Origin of the sequence: Pseudomonas sp. (assembly GCF_026224925.1) — a bacterium.
Lineage (GTDB): Bacteria > Pseudomonadota > Gammaproteobacteria > Pseudomonadales > Pseudomonadaceae > Aquipseudomonas.
The window spans coordinates 1-10,494 of sequence record NZ_JAMFRV010000458.1; the positions used below are offsets into that span (position 1 = coordinate 1).

General features: G+C 57.1%; 11 protein-coding genes. 7 read left to right on the top strand and 4 right to left on the bottom strand.

All coding sequences use genetic code 11. The features are described 5' to 3' along the window. The coding region (locus M0974_RS19720) for a DUF3182 family protein (RefSeq protein ID WP_297840520.1) at window positions 1–653 on the bottom strand (653 nt) is incomplete at its 3' end. Between the two features lie 235 nt (window positions 654–888). Then, window positions 889–1,161, bottom strand: a complete 273-nt coding sequence (locus tag M0974_RS19725; protein WP_297840524.1) for a hypothetical protein — start codon at window positions 1,159–1,161, stop codon at window positions 889–891. Between the two features lie 265 nt (window positions 1,162–1,426). Between M0974_RS19725 and M0974_RS19730 the strand changes: the two genes are divergently transcribed. Next, window positions 1,427–2,125: a hypothetical protein gene (locus M0974_RS19730; RefSeq protein ID WP_297840527.1), complete on the top strand. Its 699-nt coding sequence runs from the start codon at window positions 1,427–1,429 to the stop codon at window positions 2,123–2,125. 9 nt (window positions 2,126–2,134) lie between these two features. Then, window positions 2,135–2,986: an alpha/beta hydrolase gene (locus tag M0974_RS19735; RefSeq protein ID WP_297840530.1), complete on the top strand. Its 852-nt coding sequence runs from the start codon at window positions 2,135–2,137 to the stop codon at window positions 2,984–2,986. A gap of 100 nt (window positions 2,987–3,086) precedes the next feature. Here M0974_RS19735 and M0974_RS19740 read toward each other — a convergent pair whose 3' ends face one another. Then, a complete protein-coding gene (locus M0974_RS19740; protein ID WP_297840533.1) occupies window positions 3,087–3,836 on the bottom strand; it encodes a response regulator transcription factor in 750 nt (249 codons plus the stop codon). A 27-nt stretch (window positions 3,837–3,863) separates the two neighbouring features. Further along, window positions 3,864–5,087: a GAF domain-containing sensor histidine kinase gene (locus tag M0974_RS19745; RefSeq protein WP_297840536.1), complete on the bottom strand. Its 1,224-nt coding sequence runs from the start codon at window positions 5,085–5,087 to the stop codon at window positions 3,864–3,866. 285 nt (window positions 5,088–5,372) lie between these two features. Here M0974_RS19745 and M0974_RS19750 point away from each other — a divergent pair, with 285 nt between their 5' ends. The 5 genes from M0974_RS19750 to M0974_RS19770 all read left to right on the top strand — a co-directional run. After that, window positions 5,373–6,395, top strand: coding sequence for an ABC transporter substrate-binding protein (locus M0974_RS19750; protein WP_297840539.1), 1,023 nt, complete (start codon window positions 5,373–5,375; stop codon window positions 6,393–6,395). Window positions 6,396–6,442: 47 nt separating this feature from the next. Beyond that, window positions 6,443–7,897 (top strand): sugar ABC transporter ATP-binding protein, encoded by a 1,455-nt coding sequence (locus M0974_RS19755; protein ID WP_297840544.1) that lies wholly within the window; start codon window positions 6,443–6,445, stop codon window positions 7,895–7,897. Further along, complete coding sequence (locus M0974_RS19760) at window positions 7,894–8,880, top strand: ABC transporter permease (RefSeq protein ID WP_297840547.1); 987 nt, start codon at window positions 7,894–7,896, stop codon at window positions 8,878–8,880. Before M0974_RS19755 ends, M0974_RS19760 begins: the two co-directional genes overlap by 4 nt. Then, window positions 8,877–9,839 (top strand): ABC transporter permease, encoded by a 963-nt coding sequence (locus M0974_RS19765; protein ID WP_297840550.1) that lies wholly within the window; start codon window positions 8,877–8,879, stop codon window positions 9,837–9,839. Before M0974_RS19760 ends, M0974_RS19765 begins: the two co-directional genes overlap by 4 nt. Window positions 9,840–9,853: 14 nt before the next feature. Beyond that, the coding region (locus tag M0974_RS19770) for an SMP-30/gluconolactonase/LRE family protein (RefSeq protein WP_297840553.1) at window positions 9,854–10,494 on the top strand (641 nt) is incomplete at its 3' end.

The window sequence follows — 10,494 nt, forward strand, 5'->3', positions numbered from 1 at the left end:
CCGTAGTAACTGGCAGTAATACCGCCGACCTGGACCTGTCCGACGCTGTAGGTAACGACATCCTGCAGGTTCTCTTCTAGGACCAGCCCCCATACGGCGACCTCTTCCAAGTCCTGTTCGGCGATGGCTACGGCTAATTCAGATTCATTCGTTACCACAATCTGACCTCGACCCGCCGTGGCCAATACCGGCTTTAGCCTTACCGCGCCATGCATCAACAGAAGGCTGCCGGCCCGTTGCGCATCGGCGCTGTTGAAAATGGTGAAGCCCTCCAGAACCGCGTCCTGTACCCGTTTGAAAAACACCTCGGGCCAGTGTTCTGGTTGTGCTGTCGGATTCGCCAATAGCGGATGGGAGATGGCTTTGGTTGCCATGAAGGGGAGGTCGATCATGCCGCCAAAGAAGTCATCGACGGATTGAATGCCCAGCGCGCTATTTTCCTCTCTGCCGATCAATGTGTCCGACGGAATAAAATACACACCGGGCCCCTTATGTACCGCGCTGTCGTACAGTCCACAGAACCGTGCGCCCAGCAGTTGCGCGATGTTTTGACCCAATGCCTGATGGACGGCAATCTCATGGGTGGCGAGTTTTTTATGGGTGGGTAAAAGCACGATCTCGGTTTTTTCAGTGCGCGTGGTCGACCTGCTCATAAGCAAACTTCCTGCTATGAAAGGTTCATCGGACGGGAGCAATAGCCGGAGAATTCGACGCTTTTTCTTTTGTCCCTACGTGATAGATAGGAAGTGCACTCAGCGCACTAAGTTCACTGAGGTCTGATGAGTGGCGGACGGCCAAATAATTAGTTAACTAACGTGGCTGCAATGTTGCGGTTCAGTGTTCCAGCACTGGCTGGAACACTCCCATAGATGCGCTGGATTCAGCCGCTCAATTGCTCTGCATTTTTTGCATTGCCTGGGTCGTCAGGGAGATGCATTCCCGCGCGCCGTCGTCGTTGTTCCTGGCATAGGCCGATTCGGCACGATGAAGCGTGGAGTCCACATCCGCCTTGACCTGATCACTCACGCCTTGATTACTCGACTGGGCGTCTCTGACTTTTTGCAGGTTGATGACGCATAAATTACTTTCGTTTCCCGCGAACACCGGGACTGCAATCGTTGTAGCAGTTAGGAACAATCCAATCAGTACACAGCGCTTCATGGAATCTCCGAAGGCATGACGGCTTAATAGCCTGAGCGGTTTTGATTATAGCCGGTCGGTTTCGGTTCCCCTCCAGTAAATCTTCTGTCATTGCAGTGAGGGTTAAAACATTCGTTCCGCCCTTGAGCAATGATCGATTCGGGCCAACCTTGCAAACGGGTGGGCCTTTGCTAGCATTCTTCTGAGTGCCATTAATTTTGTCTTAGTCGTTATCGCAGTCGTTTCGCAGACGGATAGAAGTCAGACACCCCTTCGGATGTCTACAGTGGATATATCGACCGACTTAATCTCTCAATGCATCGGAGCGGCAGCGGCTCTTGGCACTGCGTCTTTTGCATTGGTCGACGCAACCAAGGCCTTTGGCGGCGGCGTTTCTAACTGTGGTTTCGGGGAAATTGAAAAAGTCGTGGCCTCATTTTTTCCACCCGACGAACCCAGAAAAATTGTGAACACCCAGGATGTCGTCCCGCCGCTGGGGTTGCTTCAACTGTTGCAGACCCTTCGCGCGAACTGGCTGAACGGGACCGCCTTGGAAGGCCAGAAAGCCATTGCGAAGTCGCTACTTAAGTTGCGATTCAACACGGTAAATATTCAGTCCTACGCTTCGGCCACCGGAATGAAAGTTGAGGTGCTGATGACACTGGCTGAAAAGATCGGCCGTGGGGCTAGTCTCACGTTACCCGAAAGCGACGCATGGGCACGGTTTGATTTACTGCTGACGGCAATCCTTGATCAAGGCTACGAGCGTGCCGATCAAATCTATCGGAACAGTGCCAAGGCTATGTCGGTAGTGGTGTCGATGGTACTGGCGGTCTTCGGCTTTTATATCTACGAGCCAACCGCACTTTCGCTAGGGTTGGGGCTTATCGTAGGGTTGGCTGCCACCCCAATTGCCCCCATCGCCAAAGACCTGACCAGCGCCATCTCCGCAGGTGTAAAGGTCGCCGAGACCTTCCGAAAATAGGCCGCCGCCATGACTTGGTTTCTCGATCTGCGTTCGGACAGCGTCGGAGGCGTGACTGCAAGCCAAGTAATCGTCCGACAAGGCAACGGCCATTATCCCAACTTCACTGAATTGGTAGCCCAGGCACAAGGGCGCGATGTTCTGTTTGCCACCCATGGGTTCAACGTCAATCGGGTTGACGGTGTTGCGAGTCTTTCTGGGTGGGAACAACTGCTGGATCTAGGTCCGGGGGCGCTGTTTGTCGGTATTTTGTGGCCAGGCGATTCGCGCTGGATGCCAGTATTGGATTATCCGTTTGAAGACAGTGAAGCCATGCGGAGCGCAGTTTTACTTGCTACGTTCATCGACCTTCATTTCAGCGGCGCGGCCAGTCGCTCGTTCGTTTCTCACAGCCTCGGCGCGCGGGTGGTGTTGGAGACGATCAAGAATATGCACCTCTCGGTGACCCAGGCGATTCTGATGGCGGGTGCAATCAACGACAATTGCCTGACTACGCAGTACGAAACGATCGTGAAGGATTTGCAGGCGGTATCTGTGCTGGCCTCGCTTGAGGATCACGTGTTGCAACTCGCCTTTCCCCTCGGCAATCCACTGGCTGGCATCATCAGCAAGGGCCATCCTTACTGGCAAGGTGCGCTGGGCCGAAGCGGACCTGATCTGCCAATTCCAGGTAATGTAGATCCGCATTGGGCGATCCCGGACCCGTGGAAGTACGACCATGGCGATTATCTGGGCGGTACACCGCCCAAGATTGGTGCCCCGGTTAACCTTCCCCCGGCCAGTACGTTCAAGTTGGTATCAAAGCCGGCGTGGTCTGCTGGGTTTGTTTCGTATCGGTTTAAGAAAGGGCTGGGTCAATAGCGGCTTTTAGCGCTGACGAGCCCCGAAAGCGTTGAGATAACTGACTACCACTGAGGTGGTTCGGCAACGCCCAGTCAATGTTGCAAGCCCAGTGAGGTCACTAACTCTGCTGCTTTGCATTGGAGTAGCCGTGCCGGGGGTCGCTGATCCATTGCTGTAACTCAGCCTCGGCCTGCTCCAGGGCGTTGCGATTAAGCAGTTTGCGCAGCAGTGCGATGCTGACAGCACGTGCTCTGAGGTTGAACGCGTGGTTACGGTCGGTTGGCTGGTAGACACCGAGCTTTTCGTACAGCTGCTGCAACCGGTTCTGCACGCTGCGTAACGAAAGGCTGCGGCGACTGGCAATAGCGCGGTCTGTCAGCCCCAGCGCAATATCTTGCAGGACTTCATACTCGGTGTCGGATAAACCCAGCACCTGATCCTGCGACTTTTGCTGCACGCCGCGTATCTCGCGATCAATGACGCATTGTTGTTCGATAAAAAGACTGCGCAGTGCCAACCGCAACCGCTCCTCAGAGGCGGTCTTGAGCACATAGCCATAGGCCGCGCCCTCTGGAACGATACGCGAGATACCCCGCACGTACGCTTCATCAGCGTAATTGGACCAGAACAGAATCGACGTATCGGGGCGATCTTTCCAGATCGTCTTGGCGGCTTCTACTCCGGTGCGTTTAGGCATCTGCAAATCCATGACCACTGCCGAGACGCCGTGCTCATGGGCCAGACGCTCACCTATTTGTCCGTCCTCGGCTTCCAGCAAACGGGTGCATTCAGGCAACGCCTGTTCAATCATCTCCCTGAAGAACGCGCGATGTACGGGGTCATCTTCTATCAGTAAGACATCCATCATGCGGCCTGCTCTGGGTCAATGTGTGGGTCAGGCAACGGCAAACTGAGGCGAACGTGCGTTCCCTTGCCCTGTGGGCCGCTGTCGATCTGCAGCTGGGCGTCGAGCAACTGGGCGCGTATTTGCATGTTTTTGATACCGCCTGTCCAGCAGATTGTCGCGATCAAGCCCTAGGCCATCATCGACAATGGATAACTGCAGGCGGTTGTCCACACGGCTGATGTCAATGTCGATGGAATCCGGGTAAGCGTGTTTGATCGCGTTGTTAACGGCTTCCTGGACGATACGGAACAGCGCAATTTTCTGCGGTTCCGCCAGTTTGTTGGCTTGCCCGTCGGTGTTGTCGCGCAAGTGTGTGGCAATGCTCAAACCACTGTCGCGCACGCTACGCAACAACAGATCCTCCAGTCCTTCCTCGAAGCCGAACAGCTGGAGCACGGTGGGTTTGACAGCGTCGATGATCAGGCGTAGCTCCTGCATGCTCTCTTGCAAGGCTTCACTGAGGGGCTGTAAATCGTGGCCCGACAGCGTATCGACTAGCGCCAGGCGCGCGAGGCGGCGATGCAGACGTGTCATGTCGGCCAGCGTCTGGTCATGTAAATCCATGCCAATGCGCTGTCGTTCGTTTTCCAGCTCCTCGGTCAAACGCAGAGCACCCACGCGAAGGCCTTCTTCCCGGGCACGGATCCGGGTCTCGGCGATCGCCAGTTTTTTCGCCTGATCGGTCTGACGCAGTGCGTAGAGATAGGACGCCAGCAGGTCGGCGACATGCTGGGTATGGTGCACATCGTCCAGGGTGTAGTAATCGGCAGTATGTTTCGAGCAGCTCAATGCGCCGATGATTTCGCCCCGCGCGCGCAACGGTACGTGGAGTCTGCTGCGAAGCTGGGCATCGAAAATCGGCGTGTTGTAGGCGTCGGCAAACTGAAAGCGTGGATCGGTCATCGCGTCCTTGCTGAGGATGAACGGCTCCTCCCCCAGCAACACTGTGCGGATAGGACTTTGGACGATCGGCAGTGGGTGATTGGCGAAGTCGCTCCATGCCGTATGTAACCCGGTTTCATAGGCGTGCAGGTGGTTTTCCCCGTCGAGCAGCAGCAAGCTTACGTCCAGATGGTCATGGGGCAGGATGACGCGTATTTCCTCGGAAATCGCGTCGATCATCGATTGAAAGTCCAGTTGCCCGGCCAGGGCCCTGGAGATGCCAAGAAAGTGATGGAGGACATCCTCGGCCTGAATGTGTGGTCGTTGCACGGTCATGCACCTTTTATTCTTCTTGGCCCCACCATACGCGCTATCGACGACGGCTGGCACGCGCTACGCGGTGATGAACAGGTGTCTGCGTGAAGAGTTACAGGGTCTCGCACGCGAGTTGCGTGATCCCGCATATTAAGTGCGGTGTTTCGCTCCATGTCTGCACGGATGGTCACAGACGCTGGTTGCAAGACGGCGCAGACTGAACTCGAACGTGCAGTCAACCGGTGAGCATCGATCAATCGAGCCACCTGAAACTCAAAAAATAATAACAAAGGTTAATCCATGAAAACTCACCCGTTGCGGTGCGTGCTTCTGTCGAGTGCGCTGTTACTGTTCCCCTTCATGCAGGCGCAGGCCGATACGGCCGATAAAACCATCGCCTTGTCCAATAACTACGCCGGTAACTCTTGGCGTCAGAACATGCTCAGCAGCTGGAAGCAGACCACCGACGCCGCCGTCAAAAAAGGTGTTATCGCCTCGGCAGACTCCTTCACCACCGGTGAGAATCAGGCGACTGAGCAAGCGGCACAAATCCAGAACCTGATCCTGCAGGGCTATAGCGCTATCGTCGTCGACGCGGCGTCGCCTACGGCCCTGAACGGCGCCATCAAGCAGGCCTGCGATGCGGGCATCATCGTCGTTTCGTTCGACGGCGTGGTCACCGAACCCTGCGCCTATCGCATCTCCATGGACTTCAAGCAAAGCGGTGTCGACCAGATGGACTATCTGGCCAAGCGATTCCCTGACGGAGCGAATGTACTGGAGGTTCGTGGTCTGGCGGGCGTCTCTGTGGATGAGCAGATCCATTCCGGGATTATCGCCGGCGCGCAAAAACACCCGAACTTGAAAATCGTGGGTTCGGTCAATGGCAACTGGTCACAGACTGCCGCGCAAAAAGCAGTGGCAGGCATCCTGCCAAGCCTGCCCAAGATTGACGCTTTGGTGACTCAAGGTGATGACGGTTATGGCGCGGCCCAGGCCTTTACTGCGGCGGGAAGGCCAACGCCGACGATTGTCTTCGGTAATCGCGAAGAAGAGTTGTCGTGGTGGAAGAAGCAAAAGGACGCCAACGGTTATCAGTCCTTTTCGATTTCCAGCGCTCCGAGCATTTCCAGCCTTGCGTTTTGGGTTGCCCAGCAGTTGCTCGATGGCAAGAAAATGCCTCATGACTTGCTGTCGCCAGCGGTCAGCGTGACTCAGGACACCCTGGAAGCTTCGCTCAAGGGCCTTGAGAAGGGCGGGATTCTCAGTCAGGCGTACAACGTCGATGACGTCGCCACACTGAAAAGCCCATCCGCTCAATGACCAACGCATGCCGCGCCTACGTGCGCGGCAATGCCGAGGAGAATGCCATGACTACCCTTCAACATGCGCTGGTGACCTTCAAAGGTGCCGGCAAATCATTTGGCGCCGTGCGCGCCCTTTGTGAGGTCGACCTGAGTGTTCAGGCCGGTGAATGCCTGGGGTTGATTGGGCACAACGGCGCTGGCAAATCGACCCTGATGCAGGTCTTGGCGGGGACCCTTGAGGCTGACTGTGGGGCGCTGCTGGTCGGTGATGAGGACGTGCGTTCCAGCTATGGCGTGCACGTGGCGCGCAAGCACGGTATTCGCTGTGTGTTTCAGGAGCTGTCGCTGTGTCCCAACCTCAGCGTCGCTGAAAATACCCGGCTGATGTCACCGGCCATTCGTGGATGGGGTTGGCGACGCAAGGCCAAGGCGCTGATCGAGGCCAGCCTTGATGAGATTTTTCCGGGCCATGATATTCAGGCCGACGACATCGTCGCTGAGTTGCCGATCGGCAAACGCCAGATGGTCGAAATCGCCCGGGCATTCGTGCGCGTCGATGAGCGCCTTGACCTGGTGATTCTCGACGAGCCCACGTCGTCACTGGACTCGCGGGTTGCCGAACAACTGCTGCAATTCGTCCGGCGCTTCGTCGGCATTGGCGGCAGCATCGTATTGATCAGCCACATTCTTGGGGAAATGCTCGACACCTGTGATCGCATTGCCGTCATGCGTGATGGCCGTGTGGTGGAGACTCGTGCAGCGAACGACTTTACCCACTCGTCTCTTGTGGAGTGCATGGGCAGCGCCGCAAAGGAGGCTGCCGAGCAGCAGGTTTTTATCTCGCGCCGCATCAACAGCACCCCTGTGGTCGCCCAACGCCCAGCCCGTCAGGCCAACGCACAGACCGTCGATGCGCATCCCGGCGAAATCGTCGGCTTGGCAGGGCTTGCTGGGCATGGTCAAAGCCAACTGCTTATTCAGGTGCTGCGCCAGAGTATTGCCAGCGGGCGAAGAGCGGCGTTAGTCGCGGGAGATCGGCAAAGTGATGGTGTATTTGCGATGTGGTCCATCGCCGAGAACATCACGATCAGCTCGCTAGGCCATCTGAAACGCGGCGCCTTGATCGACCCGGATGCAGAGCAGGCCATGGCTGAAGAATGGCAAAAACGCATGGGTATCCGCACACCGGATATGCGTAATCCGATTCTGTCGCTGTCCGGGGGTAACCAGCAAAAAGCCCTGTTCGCCCGGGCACTGGCCTCCCGCAGTGATTTGATCTTGATGGACGATCCCATGCGTGGCGTCGACATTGGCACCAAGCGCGAGGTTTATTCGATCATCGCCCAGGAGGCTGCCAAAGGCCGCACCTTCATTTGGTACACCACTGAGTTGGAAGAGCTCGATTATTGCGACCACATCTATGTTTTTCGTGATGGCCAGGCAGTCCTTGACCTGCCACGCAGTGAATTGAGCGAGGAGCAGATTCTTCGCTGCTCTTTCGAGGAGCAACCTGCATGAATGCATCCACCCCTATCCCACTGAAGGGCTCTGCCCTAAAAGCCCCCGGATTTGACCGCGCACGCCTGCTGCGTAGCGCATTGCCGGGGGTATCCCTGGCGGTACTGCTGATCACTATTTTCATCATGCAGCCCAGGGCGATGAGTTACATGGGCATGAACCTGATGCTCAATCTGGCGGTACCGATAGCCTTCGCAACTATTGCGCAGATGCTGATCATCACCGTCAACGACCTTGATCTGTCGCTGGGCAGCTTCATCAGTTTTGTGGCCTGCGTCGCGGCAACGTTGCTCAACCAGCACCCAGTGCTCGGTTGTCTGGCGTTGCTGGGCTGTATCGCGGTGTATGCGTTATTGGGTGCGTTGATCCACGTGCGTAACTTGCCCTCCATCGTCGTGACATTGGGCATGTCATTTATCTGGATGGGTGGCGCTGTTTTGTTGTTGCCGGCGCCGGGCGGCACCGCGCCTGAATGGCTGCAAAGCCTGGTGCGCATCAAAACGCCGTTGCTGCCGTTCGCGATCATCGTCTGTGTGGTGCTGGCGATTGTGGTGCATCTCTTTTTGATGCGCTCGACCCTAGGCGTCGTGTTGCGAGGTGCAGGAGGCAATCCGTTGGCAATTGCCAAGGCGGGTTGGTCACTGCTGCGGATCAAGCTGACGATGTATGCGCTGGCCGGTACGTTCGGGGTGTTCTCCGGTCTTTTTCTGGTGGGTCTGACCACCTCGGCCGACGCCAACATCGCGCTGCGTTACACCTTGCTGTCCATCGCCGGCGTGATCCTCGGTGGCGGTGAGTTTGTCGGTGGCAGGGTTTCGCCTACTGGCGCGGTGCTAGGGGCGCTGACGCTGGTGTTGGCCGGCTCGTTGCTTTCCTTCATGCGCATTTCTCCGGACTGGCAGATTGGCGCCCAAGGCGCGATCTTGATTCTGGTCTTGGCCCTGCGCACGTCCGTCAACCGTCTTGAGGCGCGCCCACTATGAAGACTGTTCCCTTTTTGACCACGGTCTTGGGCAAGCCCTGGTTATGGTCGTTTTTGGCGGCGTTGCTGATATGGATCGTCACCATTGTCTTCACCGGAGGCCAAGGTGCAGGGTCGCTGTTGTCGGGCGCACTCAGCTTCTCGGCGTTTTTCGTCATCGTCGGCATTGGTCAGATGTTTGTGATCACTACCGGCCCCGGCAACATTGATTTGTCGATTCCGGCCAACATTGCGCTGAGCGGGGCCATCGGGATGAAGTTGATGGACAGCCAGGCCGGTTTGATCTGGCTAGGCGTGCTGGGCGTACTAGGGGCGGGGGTGTTGATTGGTTGCGCCAACTACGCGCTGATCCGACTGCTGCGCATCCCACCGATCATTGCCACGTTGTCGGCCAGTTTCCTGTTGCAGTCCATGGCGATTGCCTACGGCCGTAGCGTGCGTATCCAGCCGCCGGACATTTTTTATCAGTTCTGCACCGGTCACATTTTGGGGGTGCCTTATCTGGCGATCAGCGTCGTGCTGCTGGCAGTGGTCATGGGGTACGTCCTGACGCGTAGCGTTTACGGTCGTTGGACCATCGCCATTGGTCAAAACGCCCGTGCTGCGGAACTCGCCGGGGGACGTGTCGACCGTATCCGTTTCGCGACCTACGTCCTCAGTGCGGTCTTTGCCAGCGTCTGCGGCCTGCTACTGGCCGGGTTTTCCGGTGGCGCTTCGTTGAGCATGGGCGACGAGTACTTGCTGGCCTCGATTGCCGTGGTGGTAATTGGCGGGACGTCGGTGGCGGGTGGTTTTTCCAACGTGCCGGGCATCTGGGGCGCGGCGCTGTTTCTTTACCTGCTGGTGAGCATGCTCAACACCTTCGGCGCCAGCGCCGGGGTGCGCCTGATACTCACCGGTCTGATCATCATTGCGGTCATCACCGCCGTCAGTGGCCGCAAATCGGCACGCACTGCTTGAATCAAGGTACTTCCATGTTTGAACCACAGTATGAATACATCGATGAGCGCTTCCGGGCATTGACCCTGCCCAACACCCAGCTTGAGCGGCTGTACAACCAATGCCGCTGGGCAGAGGGACCGGTCTGGTTCAACGACGGCGGTTACCTGTTGTGGAGTGACATTCCCAATCAACGTATTTTGCGCTGGACCCCAGAGCAGGGCGTGTCGGTGTTCCGTCCGGACTCCAACTTTGCCAACGGTAATACCCGCGATCTTCAGGGAAGACTGATCACCTGCGAGCACGGCACGCGGCGTGTGACCCGCACTGAGCCGGACGGCTCGATCACCGTGATCGCGGACCGTTTTGAGGGTAAGCGTCTGAACTCACCGAACGACGTGGTGGTTCACCGTGATGGCGCCATCTGGTTCACCGACCCAACCTACGGAATCATGAGCGATTACGAAGGCTTCAAGGCCGATCCTGAACAGGCGGGACGTAATGTCTATCGGGTCGATCCGAATGTGGGTGAAATTCACTGCGTGGCCGCTGATTTTGTTCAACCCAACGGACTGGCGTTTTCGGCAGACGGCAACACCCTGTACGTGGCCGACTCGGCACGTACCCACGACCCGTCGGCCCCGCATCACATCCGGGCGCTGGACGTGCTGGACAA